At 65.4% G+C, this 14276-nt stretch carries 12 protein-coding genes; 5 read left to right on the forward strand and 7 right to left on the reverse strand.

Annotated features, from left to right (window positions below):
• Positions 1 to 261 precede the first annotated feature (261 nt).
• The 4 genes from AUC68_RS03910 to AUC68_RS03925 are packed head-to-tail and all read left to right on the forward strand — an operon-like array spanning position 262 to position 4032.
• Complete coding sequence (locus AUC68_RS03910) at positions 262 to 945, forward strand: TetR/AcrR family transcriptional regulator (RefSeq protein WP_083240381.1); 684 nt, start codon at positions 262 to 264, stop codon at positions 943 to 945.
• Positions 942 to 1940 (forward strand): HlyD family secretion protein, encoded by a 999-nt coding sequence (locus AUC68_RS03915; RefSeq protein ID WP_069436443.1) that lies wholly within the window; start codon positions 942 to 944, stop codon positions 1938 to 1940. The genes AUC68_RS03910 and AUC68_RS03915 overlap by 4 nt, the downstream gene beginning before the upstream one ends.
• Complete coding sequence (locus tag AUC68_RS03920; protein WP_069436444.1) at positions 1937 to 2863, forward strand: ABC transporter ATP-binding protein; 927 nt, start codon at positions 1937 to 1939, stop codon at positions 2861 to 2863. The genes AUC68_RS03915 and AUC68_RS03920 overlap by 4 nt, the downstream gene beginning before the upstream one ends.
• Positions 2860 to 4032, forward strand: a complete 1173-nt coding sequence (locus tag AUC68_RS03925; RefSeq protein ID WP_069436445.1) for an ABC transporter permease — start codon at positions 2860 to 2862, stop codon at positions 4030 to 4032. The genes AUC68_RS03920 and AUC68_RS03925 overlap by 4 nt, the downstream gene beginning before the upstream one ends.
• A 31-nt stretch (positions 4033 to 4063) precedes the next feature.
• Here the strand turns inward: AUC68_RS03925 and lpdA are convergent, their stop codons facing one another.
• The 6 genes from lpdA to mdh form a co-directional block, all read right to left on the reverse strand.
• The gene (gene lpdA / locus AUC68_RS03930; RefSeq protein WP_069436446.1) at positions 4064 to 5467 is read right to left on the reverse strand and encodes a dihydrolipoyl dehydrogenase; all 1404 of its coding nucleotides are present in this window, start codon (positions 5465 to 5467) and stop codon (positions 4064 to 4066) included.
• 23 nt (positions 5468 to 5490) lie between these two features.
• Positions 5491 to 6771: a 2-oxoglutarate dehydrogenase complex dihydrolipoyllysine-residue succinyltransferase gene (gene odhB, locus AUC68_RS03935; RefSeq protein ID WP_069436447.1), complete on the reverse strand. Its 1281-nt coding sequence runs from the start codon at positions 6769 to 6771 to the stop codon at positions 5491 to 5493.
• Between the two features lie 136 nt (positions 6772 to 6907).
• Positions 6908 to 9796: a 2-oxoglutarate dehydrogenase E1 component gene (locus AUC68_RS03940; protein ID WP_069436448.1), complete on the reverse strand. Its 2889-nt coding sequence runs from the start codon at positions 9794 to 9796 to the stop codon at positions 6908 to 6910.
• Between the two features lie 77 nt (positions 9797 to 9873).
• Positions 9874 to 10746 carry a succinate--CoA ligase subunit alpha gene (gene sucD, locus AUC68_RS03945; RefSeq protein WP_069436449.1) on the reverse strand — a complete coding sequence of 291 codons (873 nt, stop codon included), beginning with the start codon at positions 10744 to 10746 and terminating at the stop codon, positions 9874 to 9876.
• A 61-nt stretch (positions 10747 to 10807) separates the two neighbouring features.
• A complete protein-coding gene (gene sucC, locus AUC68_RS03950; RefSeq protein ID WP_069436450.1) occupies positions 10808 to 11974 on the reverse strand; it encodes an ADP-forming succinate--CoA ligase subunit beta in 1167 nt (388 codons plus the stop codon).
• Between the two features lie 32 nt (positions 11975 to 12006).
• The gene (gene mdh, locus AUC68_RS03955; protein WP_069436451.1) at positions 12007 to 12975 is read right to left on the reverse strand and encodes a malate dehydrogenase; all 969 of its coding nucleotides are present in this window, start codon (positions 12973 to 12975) and stop codon (positions 12007 to 12009) included.
• Positions 12976 to 13166: 191 nt separating this feature from the next.
• Between mdh and AUC68_RS03960 the strand changes: the two genes are divergently transcribed.
• Complete coding sequence (locus AUC68_RS03960; RefSeq protein ID WP_069436452.1) at positions 13167 to 13667, forward strand: hypothetical protein; 501 nt, start codon at positions 13167 to 13169, stop codon at positions 13665 to 13667.
• Positions 13668 to 13685: 18 nt separating this feature from the next.
• On the opposite strand, the gene AUC68_RS03965 is transcribed toward AUC68_RS03960, so the two are convergent.
• Positions 13686 to 14156, reverse strand: a complete 471-nt coding sequence (locus AUC68_RS03965) for a cupin domain-containing protein (RefSeq protein WP_069436453.1) — start codon at positions 14154 to 14156, stop codon at positions 13686 to 13688.
• Between the last annotated feature and the right edge of the window lie 120 nt (positions 14157 to 14276).

The raw sequence follows: 14276 nt of genomic DNA on the forward strand, positions 1-14276 counted from the left end.
GCTCAAGGGCCTGGGGCTGAAGGGGCCCAGGTTGAGGGCTGAAGCCGCAGATCCCCAGAAATCCAGGCTGTTGACGCCCATTCAGGGACCACGGGGAGCACCCGCGGAGACAGGCTGGCGCCGCTGATTTCACATTTCAGCCATTGCAGTACTGACCAGTCAGTCATATTTGTTGAAGACCGGTCCGTCATTTGGCGGACGGGCGTCGACCGATGGGCCGGAAGTCTCCCGAAAAGAAGTCTCCCGGAAAGGCGGTATCCCATGGCCAAACTCAGCAAGACGGCGGCCAACAAGAGGCCCGAGGACGAAGGACCAGCCCGGCGCGGGCCGAAACGCGATCGCGCGGATGAGATCGTCTCGGCGGCGTTCGAAGAGTTCGTGGCCAAAGGCTACGCCGGAACACGCCTGGAGGATGTCGCATCGCGGGCGCGGGTCTCCAAGGGCCTGCCCTATCTCTACTTCAAGACGAAGGAGGAGCTGTTCAAGGCCGTCGTCCGGGGGGTGTTCACACCCGCGTTCGACCAGATGCGCGAGCGGATCCTGACCACGGACATGCCGAGCGAAGCCTTCCTCAAGGGGCCGTTGCTGACCTTCCTGCAGGAGCTCGTGAAATCGCGCCGCATGCTGATCGCGCGGCTGCTCATCAGCGAAGGGCACAAACATCCGGAGCTGACGCGCTTCTACTACGATCACGTGGTCTCGAAGGGGCTCGCCGCCCTGCGCGCCTTTTTGGAGCGTGGCGTCGCGCGCGGCGAATTCAGGCCGACGGCCCTTGAGGAGTTTCCGCAGCTGCTCGTGGCGCCGGCCCTCATGGCCGTGATCTGGCGGAGCCTGTTCGAAACACACGTTCATCTCGACACGGATGCGCTGCTGAAGACCCATATCGATCTTGTCGCAGGCGCGATCCGCGCGCCCGGCCGCGATCCCATCGGAGACGGGCCATGAGCCGCATTGTTGTCATCGCCCTCGCGATTGCCGCGCTCGGCGGCACCCTTTTCTACCTCTCGCTTCCGGCAAGCGAGGGCGGGGCGGTCCCCGGCTATATGGAGGCCGACCTCGTTCTGGTCGGGTCCGAGCAGCCCGGCCGCATCGCTTCGCTTTCGGTCAAGGAGGGCGACGCGGTCGCGCCCGGCGATCCGGTCTTCACGCTGGAGAGCTCGGAGGAGAGGGCCGCCGTCGCCGCGGCCAAGGCGCGGCTGGTGGAGGCCGGGGCCCGGCTTGCGGATGTGGAGGCCGAGCAGCAGCGCCCACGCGAGATCGAGGTCCTGTCGGCCGCGCTCGAACGCGCCAAAGCCATGGCCCGGCAGTCGGCGCTCGATCTGGAACGTGCCCGGTCGCTTCACGAGAAGGGCTGGGTCGCCAAGGCGGTTCTCGACGAAGCCGTGGCCGCGGACGAGAGCAACCAGGCGGCGGTGACCGAGGCCGAGCGCCGTATCGCTGCCGCGAAGCTCCCCGGCCGTTCCGGGGTGATCGATGCGGCCAAGGCGGGCGTCGAGGCGGCGAAGCATGCGCTCGAGGAGGCGGAGAAATCGCTCGCGAAACGCGCGGTTTTCGCGCCGGCCCCGGGCACGGTCGAGGAAGTCTATTTCCGTCCCGGCGAGGTGGTGACCGCCGGCCAGAGCGTCGTGGCCCTGCTGCCGCCGGAGAATCTGAAAGTGCGCTTCTTCGTGGGGGAGCCGGAGCTCGCCACACTGCATCTCGACCAGACGGTCGCGTTGAGCTGCGACAGTTGCCCGCCGGACTTGAGCGCGAAGATCAGTTTCATCGCGCGGGAGGCCGAATTCACCCCGCCCGTGATCTTTTCCCGCGAGCAACGTCAGAAGCTCGTGTTTCTGGTGGAGGCCAAGCCCGGCCCGGAGGCCGCCAAGCTGACCGCCGGACAGCCGGTCACGGTGACGCTTGGCCCGGCGGCGCAGGAACAGGACGCGGTCGCGCCATGAAAGAGATCGCCATCGACGTCACCGGCTTGACTAAGAGCTTCGGCGCGCGGACGGTCGTCCACGATCTCAGCATGCAAGTGCCCAAGGGAGAGATCTTCGGCTTTCTCGGGCCGAACGGAAGCGGCAAGACTACGACCATCCGCCTGCTGTGCGGGCTGCTGACGCCGGACTCGGGCGAAGGCACGTGTCTCGGATACGACATCCGCCGGGATCAGGAATCCATCAAGAGACATGTGGGCTACATGACCCAGCGCTTTAGTCTCTATACGGACCTTTCCATTCGCGAGAACTTGGAGTTCGTTGCCCGCGTCTACGGCCTGTCCGATCCGCGGGCGGCGGCCCGGGGCGCGATCGACCGGCTTGGGCTGTCGGGCCGTGCCGAGCAACTGGCTGGCGAACTCTCGGGCGGCTGGAAGCAGCGGCTTGCGCTCGGCGCCTGCATCCTGCCGAACCCGCAGCTTCTGTTGCTGGACGAGCCGACGGCGGGCGTGGACCCTAAAGCGCGCCGGGAGTTCTGGGACGAGATCCACGGGCTCGCGGCGGACGGCATCACGGTGCTCGTCTCCACCCACTACATGGACGAGGCCGAGCGCTGTCACGAGCTCGGCTATATCGCCTATGGCGACTTGCTCGCCCGCGGGACCGCTCAGGAAATCATCGACCAGTCGGGTCTCAGCACCTGGATCGTCACCGGCGAAAACCTGCATGCGCTCGCCCAGCGTCTTCGCACCGAGCCCGGGGTCGACATGGTCGCGCCGTTCGGCACGGAGCTGCATGTGGCGGGCCGGGACCACGCCGCGCTGGATCGCACCGTCGCGGCGGCCGAGCAGGAGGACCCGTCCCATCACTGGATGCGCGGAGAGCCGAGCCTCGAAGACGTTTTCATCCTCATGATGGATCGCGCGCAGGACAATTTCTCATGAGAGCATCCAGCTACACGCGCCCCCTCGTGACAAGCCCCGACCCGGGGTTCCTCAAACGCACCTGGGCGATGATCGTGAAGGAGTTCGTGCAGATGCGGCGCGACCGCATGACCTTCGCCACGATGATTTTCATTCCCGTGCTTCAACTGACCTTGTTCGGCTTTGCCATTAACACCGACCCCAAGGAACTGCCGACAGCGGTGTTGTTGCGCGACGACGGCCCGTTGACCCGGGCGGTCCTCACGGCGATGCGGAACAGCGATTATTTCAAGTTCACGCGCCACGTGCGCAGTCCCGCCGAGCTCGATGCGATGCTGCGCTCAGGCGAGGCGCTGTTCGCCGTGGAGGTTCCGGCGAGCTTCGAACGCGACATCCGGCGTGGCGACCGGCCCTCGCTTCTCGTCATCGCCGACGCGACGGACCCGGTGGCGACCGGCACGGCGATCTCGGCGCTGCAGGGGCTGACCGACTCCGCGCTGCGGCGTGAGTTGCGGGGGCCCGACGACAAGGTTGCCGCGCGTCCGCCGCCGTTCGATGTCGTGCTCCAGCAGCGCTACAATCCGGAACGCGAGACCCGGTTCAACATCGTGCCCGGCCTCTTGGGCATCGTGCTCACCATGACGATGATGATGTTCACGGCGCTGGCGGTGACGCGCGAGATCGAACGCGGCACCATGGAGAGCCTGCTGGCCATGCCGATCAAGCCGGTGGAGATCATGATCGGCAAGATCGCGCCCTTCGTGCTTGTCGGCTTCGTGCAGATGAGCATCATCATCGCCGCGGCCTATTTCGTGTTCGGGGTGCCGATCATGGGCAGTCTCGGCCTGTTGATCACGCTGACGACCTTGTTCGCCGCCGCGAATCTCGCCGTGGGCTACACGTTCTCCACCATCGCCCAGAACCAGCTACAGGCGGTGCAGCTCACCTTCTTCTTCTTCCTGCCCAACATCCTGCTGTCGGGGTTCATGTTCCCGTTCAAGGGCATGCCGCAATGGGCGCAATGGATCGGCGAGGTGCTGCCGCTCACCCATTTCCTGCGCATCGTGCGCGGGATCATGTTGAAGGGAAACGGCTTCGCCGACATGGAGCTCGACGTGCTGGCGCTGGTGATCTTCCTTGCCGCCGCCATGGGGCTCGCGCTGTTGCGCTTCCGCCGCACACTGGATTAGGCGGCCGCGCTTCTGGGGCGCCTCCAAGCCGCTACATATGGATGGGGCGCTTGTCGACGGCGAGGGCGGCTTCCTTGACCGCTTCGTTGAGCGTCGGGTGCGCATGGCAGGTCCGCGCGAGGTCTTCCGCCGACCCGCCGAATTCCATCAGAACGGCGGCCTCGGCGATCATGGTCCCAGCGTCGGGCCCGATGATGTGCACGCCGAGCACACGGTCGGTGACGGCGTCGGACAGGACTTTGACGAAGCCTTCCGTGGTGCGGTTCACCTTGGCGCGGCCGTTGGCGGTGAAGGGGAACTTGCCGGCCTTGTAGGCGACGCCGTCCTCCTTCAACTGCTCTTCGGTCCTGCCGACGGATGCCACTTCCGGGGCGGTGTACACCACGGACGGGATCACGTCGTAGTTCACGTGGCCCGCCTGGCCGCCCAGGATCTCGGCGACGGCCACGCCCTCTTCCTCGGCCTTGTGGGCGAGCATGGGTCCGGCGATCACGTCGCCGATGGCGTAGATGCCCGGCACGTTGGTCTGGAAGGCGTGGTCGACCACGATGCGGCCGCGGGCATGGGTCTCGACACCCACATTTGCAAGGCCGAGGCCTTCGGTGTTCGGCACGCGCCCGATCGAGACGAGCACCACGTCGCATTCGAGCGTCTCGGCTTCGCCGCCCTCGGCCGGCTCGATGGTGAGCGCCACGCTCTTGCCGGACGTATCGACCTTCGTGACCTTGGCGCCGAGCTTGAAGGCGAGGCCCTGCTTCTTGAGGATCTTCTGAAGCTGCTTGGCGACCTCGCCGTCGAGGCCCGGCGTGATGGTGTGCAGCATCTCGACCACGGTCACGTCCGCACCGAGCCGCGACCAGACCGAGCCCAATTCGAGCCCGATATAACCCCCGCCGATGACGATCATGCGTTTGGGCACTTTCGGCAGCGACAGCGCGCCGGTGGAGGAGACGATGCGCTTTTCGTCCACCTCGATGCCGGGCACGTTGGCGCTCGAGGAGCCGGTGGCGATGACGATGGCCTTGATTTCGAGCGTCTGCTTGTCGCCCTTGTCCGGCGTGACCTCGACCGCGTGCGGGGCAACGATCGTGCCGAGACCGTGATAGGCGTCGATCTTGTTCTTCTTCAGAAGATACTCGATGCCGTCCACATTGCCCTTCACGCCTTCGTCCTTGAAGGCGAGCATGGCGGCAAGATCCAGCTCCGGCTTCACCTTGATGCCCATCTCGGCGAAGTGGCCGGTCGCTTCCGCGAAGGCCTCCGAGGCGTGCAGCAGCGCCTTGGACGGGATGCAGCCCACGTTGAGGCAGGTGCCGCCATGGGTGCCGCGTTTTTCGACGACGGCCACCTTCATGCCGAGCTGCGCGGCGCGGATGGCGCACACATAACCGCCAGGGCCGGTGCCGATGACGATCAGGTCGTAAGAGGTACTCATGGAACGGTCTCTGGAGTCAGGAGCTAAAGATCGAGGATCAGACGCGCGGGGTTTTCGAGCGAGTCCTTCACGTTCACCAGAAACGTCACCGCTTCCTTGCCGTCAACAATGCGATGGTCGTAGGAGAGCGCGAGATACATCATGGGCCGCGCCACGATCTGCCCGTCGCGCACCACGGGACGTTCCTCGATGCGATGCATGCCGAGAATGCCGGACTGGGGCGCGTTGAGGATGGGCGTTGAGAGCATGGACCCGTAAATGCCGCCGTTGGAGATGGTGAAGGTGCCGCCCTGCATCTCGGCGAGGCCCAGCTTGCCTTCCCGGGCGCGGATGCCGAAATCGGCGATCGTGCCTTCGATCTCGGCGAGGGTCATACGGTCCGCGTCCCGGATCACCGGTACCACGAGCCCGCGTTCCGTGCCGACCGCGACGCCGATATGGTAGTAGTTCTTGTAGACGAGATCGTCGCCGTCGATCTCCGCGTTCACGGCGGGGATGTCCTTCAGGGCCTGGACGCAGGCCTTCACGAAGAAGCCCATGAAGCCGAGCTTCACGCCGTGGCGCTTCTCGAACGCGTCCCGGTATTCTTTCCGCAGCTCCATGACCTTGCTCATGTCCACGTCGTTGAACGTGGTCAGCATGGCCGCGGTGTCCTGGGCGTCCTTCAGCCGCTTGGCGATGGTCTGGCGCAGCCGCGTCATGCGCACGCGCTCCTCGCGCGCGGCATCGTCCGGGGTGACGGGCGCGCGCGGCGCGGCCGGCGGCTTCGCTTCGCGCGGGGTCTCGCGCAAGGTCTCGGCCGCCGCGGAGATCACGTCCCCTTTGAGGATCTGCCCCCGGCGCCCGGTGCCGGCGACCTGGTCGGCCGCCAGCCCCGTCTCCTCGAGAAGCTTCCGTGCGGCCGGCGAGGGTGGCATGGAGGTCGGGGCGATCTCCGTGCGGGTGTACGGCTCACGCTTGAGCGCAACGGGCGCGGCGGCGGGTGCCGGTGCCGGCTGCGGTGCGGGGGCCGGCTCAGCCGGCTTGGGCGCGGCGGCTTTCGGGGCGGGCGCCACTTCCGCGCCGTCTCCGGCCGCGATCGCGCCCAAAAGCGCCCCCACTTCGACCGTGTCGCCTGCCTTGACGACGATTTCGGACAAGACGCCACCGGCAGGGGCCGGCACTTCGACCGTCACCTTGTCGGTTTCGAGCTCGACCAGTGGCTCGTCGGCGGCCACCGCGTCGCCAGCCTGCTTGAACCACTGTCCCACCGTCGCCTCAACGACGGATTCGCCCAATGTCGGAACCCGGATTTCTGTCGTCATGGCAGTCTTTGTCGTCCTTCCCAGTCCGTCCCTTGCCGCGATCCCTTGCCGCGATCCCTTGCCGCGATCCCTTGCCGCGATCCCTTGTGGCGATCCGTTGCCCACTGGGCGCTCGCGAGTCGCGTCGCCTCCCGGTCTAGCCCAAGGCTTCGTTGAGCAGCGCCTTCAACTCCCTCACATGCTTTGACATCAGCCCCGTCGCGGTTGCCGCGGAACTCGGACGGCCAGCATAGCGCGGGTGCCGGTGTTTGGCATCGATATGATCGAGCACCCACGTCAGATTCGGCTCCACGAAGGACCAGGCGCCCATGTTCTTGGGTTCTTCCTGACACCAGACGATCTCGGCGTTCTTGAACCGGCCCAGCTCCTGGATCAGCGCCCGGGCCGGGAAGGGATAGAGCTGTTCCATGCGCAGGAGATAGACGTCGTCGGTGCCACGCGCCTCGCGTTCGGCCTCCAGATCGTAATAGACTTTGCCCGAGCAGAGCACGACGCGCCGGATGTCGGCGTCGGGTACGAGCTTGATGGGCGAATCCTCCACGCGCTCGGCGTCGTCCCAGAGCAGTCGGTGGAAGCTCGAGTCCGGTCCGAAATCGGCGATGTCGGATTTGACTTTCTTGTGCCGGAGCAGGGATTTCGGCGTCATGAGCACCAAGGGCTTGCGGAACTGCCGGTGGAGCTGGCGCCGCAGCACGTGGAAGTAATTCGCCGGCGTCGTGCAGTTGACGACCTGCCAGTTGTCCTCGGCGCAGAGCTGGAGATAGCGCTCGAGCCGGGCCGAGGAATGCTCCGGACCCTGACCTTCATAGCCGTGGGGCAGCAGCAGCACGAGGCCGGACATGCGCAGCCATTTGCGTTCGCCCGAGGAGATGAACTGATCGATCACCACCTGGGCGCCGTTGGCGAAGTCGCCGAACTGGGCTTCCCACAGGACGAGCGCATTGGGCTCGGCGAGGCTGTAGCCGTATTCGAAGCCGAGGACGGCCTCTTCGGAGAGCATCGAATTGATGACTTCGAAGTCGCCCTGCTCTTTGCCCAGATGCTTCAGCGGCGTGTATTTGTTCTCGTTCACCTGATCCATCAGGACCGAGTGGCGATGGGAGAAGGTCCCGCGTTCGGAGTCCTGGCCCGAAAGGCGGATCTTGAAGCCTTCGACCAGGAGCGTGCCGAAGGCCAGCGACTCGGCTGTCGCCCAGTCGATCCCCTTGCCCTCGTCGATCGACTTGCGGCGCGTGGCCATGATGCGGGCAATCGTCTTGTGGGGCGTCAGGGTCGGCGGAATCTCGGTCAGCTTGTGGCCCACCTCGCGCAAGACGTCGAGATCGACGCCGGTGAGCCCGCGACGGGCGCCTTCCTCGGCAAAGCCGATGCCGGACCAGCGGCCGTCCAGCCAGTCGGCCCGGTTGGGGCGGTAGGTCTCGCCGGCGAGAAACTCCTCTTCGAGGAAGTCGCGGAACTGCGCCTGGAGCCCCTCGACCTCCTCCTTGGAGAGGAGGCCTTCCTTGATCAGCCGGTCCGAATAGATCTCGACCACGCGGGGGTGCTCGGCGATGCGCTGATACATCAGCGGCTGGGTGAAGGCGGGCTCGTCCGCCTCGTTGTGGCCGTGGCGCCGGTAGCAGAACATGTCGATGACCACCGGCTTGCCGAAGCGCTGCCGAAACTCGGTGGCGATCTTGGTGACATGGACGACGGCTTCCGGATCGTCGCCGTTCACGTGGAAGATCGGGGCATCGATCATCTTGGCGACATCGGACGGGTAGGGCGAGGAGCGCGAGAAGCGCGGGGCCGTGGTGAACCCGATCTGGTTGTTCACGATGAAGTGGATCGACCCGCCGGTGCGGTGACCGCGCAAGCCCGACAGCCCAAGGCACTCGGCCACGACGCCCTGGCCCGCGAACGCCGCGTCGCCGTGGAGGAGGAGCGGCATGATCTCCTTGCGCTCGGTATCGCCGATCTGGTCCTGCTTCGCGCGCACCTTGCCGAGCACCACGGGATCGACGATCTCGAGATGCGAGGGATTCGCCGTGAGCGACAGATGGACCCGATTGTCGTCGAACTCGCGGTCCGACGAGGCGCCGAGATGGTATTTCACGTCACCCGAACCCTCGACGTCGTCCGGGTGGGCCGAACCGCCGCGGAACTCGTTGAAGATCGCGCGCCAGGGCTTGGCCATCACATTGGCGAGCACGTTGAGGCGGCCGCGATGGGGCATGCCGATGACGATCTCGCGGACCCCGAGCTGGCCGCCGCGCTTGATGATCTGCTCGAGCGCCGGAACCATGGACTCGCCGCCGTCGAGGCCGAAGCGCTTGGTGCCCGTATATTTGACGTTGAGGAACCGCTCGGCGCCTTCGGACTCGATCAGCTTGTTCAGGATCGCGCGCTTGCCTTGCTCCGTGAATGCGACCTCCGCACCCTCGATGCGTTCCTGCATCCAAGCGCGCTGTTCGGGATCGGAGATATGCATGTATTCGAAGCCGATCGTGCCCGCATAGGTCTTGTCCAGGACCGCGAGGACCTGTGAGAGATCGGCGAATTCGAAGCCGAGCGCCCCGCCGATATAGATCGGCCGCGAATAATCCGCGGGCGTGAAGCCGTAGGTCTCGGGATTGAGCTCGGGATGGTCGCCCCGCTCGGTGAGGCGCAACGGGTCGAGCTTCGCGATCAGATGGCCCCGGGTGCGATAGGCGCGGATCAGCATGCGCGCGCCGAGCGTGTCGCGGGCGGCATCGAGCGCTTCGGCCTGTGTCAGGGCACCGGCGGGTGCCGTGGCCACGGGGAGCGCCGCTGCGCCGTTCTTCCAGGAGGGTGCCCTGTTCCAGGCTCCCCAGGACGGGCCTTCCGCGTCGGCGATGACGTTCTTGGCGTCGTCGCCGAGATTGGCGAAGAAGTTGCGCCAGTCCTCCGAAACCGAGGAGGGGTCCGCTTCGTAGAGGGCGTAGAGCTCGGCGAGATAGGTTGCGTTGGCACCGTCCAGGAAAGAGGTGTTGGCAAAAACCTCGCTGGCTTCGTATCGTGTCATGGCACCAACCTCTAGGTCCGTTCTAGGACCTACGGCGTGCCGGGCAATAAAGGCAAGCGTTTGGCGCCCAGCGCACCTTAACTAAATATTCCTGCAAGCGTCGTTCCAAGCGCGGCAGGGGAGTGGGACACCACGATCCCGGCATCCTGCATTGCCTCAATTTTGCTCTTTGCATCGCCCTTGCCGCCCGAAATAACGGCACCGGCGTGGCCCATGCGGCGTCCGGGCGGTGCGGTGGCACCGGCCACGAAAGCCACGATCGGTTTGTTGTTGCCAGCCTTGACCAGGAACTCCGCGGCCTCTTCCTCGGCGCTGCCGCCGATCTCGCCGATCATGATGATGGCCTCGGTGGCGTCGTCCTCGAGGAACAGCGCGAGCGCGTCGATGAAATTCGTGCCGTTGACGGGGTCGCCGCCGATGCCGATGCAGGTCGTCTGGCCGAAGCCCACGGCGGTCGTCTGGGCCACCGGCTCGTAGGTCAGCGTGCCGGACCGGGACACGATGCCCACGCGGCCGGGCGTGTGGATATGGCCGGGCATGATGCCGATCTTGCATTCGCCCGGCGTGATGATGCCCGGGCAGTTCGGCCCGATCAGGCGCGTGTTGGAGCCGGTCAGCGCGCGCTTGACCTTGACCATGTCGAGGACGGGAACGCCCTCGGTGATGCAGACGGCGAGCTCGATGCCTGCGTCGATCGCTTCGAGGATGGCATCGGCGGCGAAGGGCGGCGGCACGTAAATCGCCGAGGCCGTCGCGCCGGTCTGTGCGACCGCCTCGCGGACCGTGTCGAAGACGGGCAGGTCGAGATGGGTCGTCCCGCCTTTGCCGGGGGTGACGCCCCCGACCATCTTGGTGCCGTAGGCGATGGCCTGTTCGGTGTGGAAGGTGCCTTGAGAGCCCGTAAAGCCCTGACAAATGACGCGTGTACTCTTATCGACGAGGACTGACATGTTGCAACGTTAAGCCGGTTCGAGGAAGGATTTGTGACAGAAGGATAAACACCCGGATGCGCTATCCGGCGCCGATCGCGGCCACCGCCTTCTTGGCGGCGTCGTCCAGATCGTCGGCGGGGATGATGGCGAGGCCGGATTCGGAGAGCAGCTCCTTGCCGCGCTCCACGTTGGTGCCTTCGAGGCGCACGATCAGCGGCACGGCGATATTCGTCTCCTTCGCCGCGGCAATGATGCCCTCGGCGATCGTGTCGCATCGCATGATGCCGCCGAAAATGTTGACGAGCACGCCCTTCACGTTCGGATCGGACAGGATGAGCTTGAACGCGGCCGTGACCTTTTCCTTGGTCGCGCCGCCGCCCACGTCCAGGAAGTTCGCCGGCTCGGCGCCATAATATTTGATGATGTCCATGGTGGCCATGGCGAGCCCCGCGCCGTTGACCATGCAGCCGATATTGCCGTCGAGCTTGACGTAGGACAGATCGTGCTTGGCGGCTTCGACCTCGGCCGGGTCCTCTTCGTGGATGTCGCGCAGGGCCTCGATATCCGGGTGGCGGAACAGCGCGTTGTCCTCGAAGCCCATTTTCGCGTCGAGACAGGTCAGCGCATCTTCCTTGGTCACGACCAGCGGGTTGATTTCGATGAGGCTTGCGTCCTTCTCGATGAAGAGCGTGTAGAGCGTCTTGATCAGCTTGCCGCATTGCTTGGCGAGATCGCCCTTGAGCTCCAGCGCATCGGCGATGACGCGCCCGTGGAAGCCGCTCAGGCCCGAGGCGGGGTCCACGTCGATGGTGGTGATCTTCTCGGGCGTTTCCGCCGCGACTTCCTCGATGTTCACGCCGCCTTCCGTCGATGCGACGAACGCGACCCGGCCCGTGGCACGGTCCACGAGCAGCGACAGGTAAAGTTCGCGGGCGATGGAGCAATCCTCGACCACATAGACGCTGCGCACCACGCGGCCCTTGGGCCCGGTCTGCGGCGTGATCAGCGGTTTGCCGAGCATGCGGTCGGCCTCGGCGTGCATCTCTTCGATCGTCTTGACGATCTTGACGCCGCCGCCCTTGCCGCGCCCGCCCGCGTGGATCTGCGCCTTCACGACGAAGATGTCGCCGTTCAGCTCCTTGGCCAGTTCGACCGCTTCGTCGGCGGTCTTGGCGACCACCCCTTTCGACACGGGGGCGCCATAGGCCTCAAGGAGGTCCTTGGCCTGATACTCATGAATGTTCATACAAACTCTCTCCGGCGGGGGGCTGCTTCGTCTTAAGAGGCTGCAAGGTTGGGCGCAATGCGCTGACAGATCTCCACCAGGGATTTCACCGCCTGGACGGAATGCATCAGCGCATCCTTCTCGGCGGAGCTCAGGTCAAGCTCGATGACGCGCTCGACGCCCTTGGCACTGATGATCACGGGAACGCCCGCGTAGATGCCCTTCACACCGTACTCGCCATTGAGATAGGCGGCGGCGGGCAGCACGCGCTTCTTGTCGTTGAGATAGGATTCGGCCATGTCGAGCGCGGCGGCGGCGGGCGCGTAGAAGGCCGAGCCGGTCTTCAGGAGGCCGACGATCTCGGCGCCGCCATCGCGGGTCCGTTGCACGATCTCGTCCAGCCGCTTCTGGGTGATCCAGCGCATCTTGACGAGATCCGCGAGCGGAATGCCCGCCACCGACGAGTAGCGGATGAGCGGCACCATGGTGTCGCCGTGGCCGCCAAGGACCATCGTGTGGATGTCTTGGGGGCTGACATCGAACTCTTCGGAAAGGAAATACCGGAACCGCGCACTGTCCAACACGCCGGCCATGCCCACCACCTTGTTGCGGGGCAGGCCGGAGGTCTTTTGGAGGGCCCACACCATCGCATCGAGCGGGTTGGTCACACAGATCACGAAGGCTTCCGGCGCGTATTTGCGCAAGCCGGCGCCCACTTGCTCCATGACCTTGAGGTTGATCTCGATGAGGTCGTCGCGGCTCATGCCGGGCTTACGCGGGACACCGGCGGTGACGATCACCACGTCGGCGTCCTTGATATCGGCGTACTCGTTGGCGCCTTTGAATTTCGGAGAGAAGCCTTCGACCGGCGCGGACTGCGAAAGATCGAGAGCCTTGCCTTGGGGGACGCCGTCCACGACATCGAAGAGCACGACTTCACCGAGTTCCCGGATCCCCGCCAGGTGAGCAAGCGTGCCGCCAATCTGGCCCGCGCCGATCAATGCAATCTTATTCCGCGCCATAACTTTCCCTCCCGCGTTCCGCATTCCCGGCTGCGACGCCGTCATTTTCCGGTCGCTAACACATCGATTGATGGTTAGATGCAATCGCGCCTGCGCGCAAGGTTGCGATTGGCGTCCGGCGCATCTTTGGTTCGCAGTAGAGCCCGATAGGCGGTAGTCTGAAGCCGTCGGATGGAAATCCTGGAGAGGCGATGACAGGCGACCAATCTCCGAAGAGCGGTTCCGGGACGGGCGCCGGTTCTGGCCCCGGCAAGAGTGAGGAGCGGCGTGCGCCGACCGACGAGGAGCTGGATGCCACGCCGCCTTTGCCGCTGGTGGTCTGGGCCGCGCGATGTGCCAGCTACTTCCTGGCGCTCGGCGGGATCATGCTCGTGTCCTACGCGGTGTACGGTTTCGACACCGATCCAAATAGCTTCCCGCCCGGCTTCCGGCTGAACCCGCTTCAGGCCGCGGTCAACTTCGTTTGGGGGCTTGCCGGGACCTTGGTCGGCTTCTTCCGGCCGCGCCATGCCACCGCGTTCGTTCTCGCCTTCGCGGCCTTCTACACGGTCATCGCCGGCTTTGGGACGTTCGAGGGATCGGCGCTCGGCATGCATTTGGGGACGCCCGCCAAGATCTTCTATTGGGTGGTCGTGGCCTTTGCGTGGACGGCGGGGCTGTACGCCCTGCTCAAGCGGAGCGATCGGCCCTAAGCCACGCCTCCCCCTAGGCTAGTTCTCCGGCTTTGCGTCTTCCGGATAGTCCGCCGCGGCCGGTGCGCCCGACGCGTTGGCCGGCGTCTCGACCAGGGTCGCGAGGGGGGCGCCTTTGGGCTTGATCCGAACCACGTAGAGCTTGGCCGGTACGGTCTTGCTGGGGTTCCAGCCGCGATGCACCACGTTGGGGGCCAGGATGTTGGTCTTGCCTTCGGCGATTGGGTAAGGCGGCTTGCCCTCTTCCTCCAACATGATCGAGCCTTGAAGCGCGTATTCGATCTCGATTGCGTCTTTATGGATGTGCCAGGGCACGGCACTTTGCGGCGGAAACGTATAGATCTGAATGTCGATCACCTTGTCCGGCTCGCCCGCGAGGGGCGTGGTCGCCACGTGTTGGGCCTCGACCTTCGGCGGCGCACTTGGCTCGCGGGCCTGCAGGCTCGAGGCGCCAAGCAAGACCGCCAGCGCCAGGCCCCAACCGGCCATGGCGCTCCACGGTCTCGGGCGTCTCGATCTCTTTGCGATCATGGCCGCACCATAGCCCGGAACATCCGCCGGACCAGGGAATTCGTGGCGTTTCGCGGCGGGCCCTCGCCGCAAAGCGCC

Origin of the sequence: Methyloceanibacter methanicus, from assembly GCF_001723285.1 — a bacterium.
GTDB classification, from domain to species: Bacteria; Pseudomonadota; Alphaproteobacteria; order Rhizobiales; family Methyloligellaceae; genus Methyloceanibacter; species Methyloceanibacter methanicus.

What these genes read in the sequence shown, in the direction of transcription:
- AUC68_RS03910 (WP_083240381.1), top strand. Translation starts at nt 262, where the DNA reads ATGGCCAAACTCAGCAAGACGGCGGCCAACAAGAGGCCCGAGGACGAA.
- odhB (WP_069436447.1), bottom strand. Translation starts at nt 6,771, where the DNA reads ATGACGACAGAAATCCGGGTTCCGACATTGGGCGAATCCGTCGTTGAG.
- sucD (WP_069436449.1), bottom strand. Translation starts at nt 10,746, where the DNA reads ATGTCAGTCCTCGTCGATAAGAGTACACGCGTCATTTGTCAGGGCTTT.
- mdh (WP_069436451.1), bottom strand. Translation starts at nt 12,975, where the DNA reads ATGGCGCGGAATAAGATTGCATTGATCGGCGCGGGCCAGATTGGCGGC.
- lpdA (WP_069436446.1), bottom strand. Translation starts at nt 5,467, where the DNA reads ATGAGTACCTCTTACGACCTGATCGTCATCGGCACCGGCCCTGGCGGT.
- AUC68_RS03920 (WP_069436444.1), top strand. Translation starts at nt 1,937, where the DNA reads ATGAAAGAGATCGCCATCGACGTCACCGGCTTGACTAAGAGCTTCGGC.
- AUC68_RS03940 (WP_069436448.1), bottom strand. Translation starts at nt 9,796, where the DNA reads ATGACACGATACGAAGCCAGCGAGGTTTTTGCCAACACCTCTTTCCTG.
- AUC68_RS03925 (WP_069436445.1), top strand. Translation starts at nt 2,860, where the DNA reads ATGAGAGCATCCAGCTACACGCGCCCCCTCGTGACAAGCCCCGACCCG.
- AUC68_RS03915 (WP_069436443.1), top strand. Translation starts at nt 942, where the DNA reads ATGAGCCGCATTGTTGTCATCGCCCTCGCGATTGCCGCGCTCGGCGGC.
- sucC (WP_069436450.1), bottom strand. Translation starts at nt 11,974, where the DNA reads ATGAACATTCATGAGTATCAGGCCAAGGACCTCCTTGAGGCCTATGGC.
- AUC68_RS03965 (WP_069436453.1), bottom strand. Translation starts at nt 14,156, where the DNA reads ATGGCCGGTTGGGGCCTGGCGCTGGCGGTCTTGCTTGGCGCCTCGAGC.
- AUC68_RS03960 (WP_069436452.1), top strand. Translation starts at nt 13,167, where the DNA reads ATGACAGGCGACCAATCTCCGAAGAGCGGTTCCGGGACGGGCGCCGGT.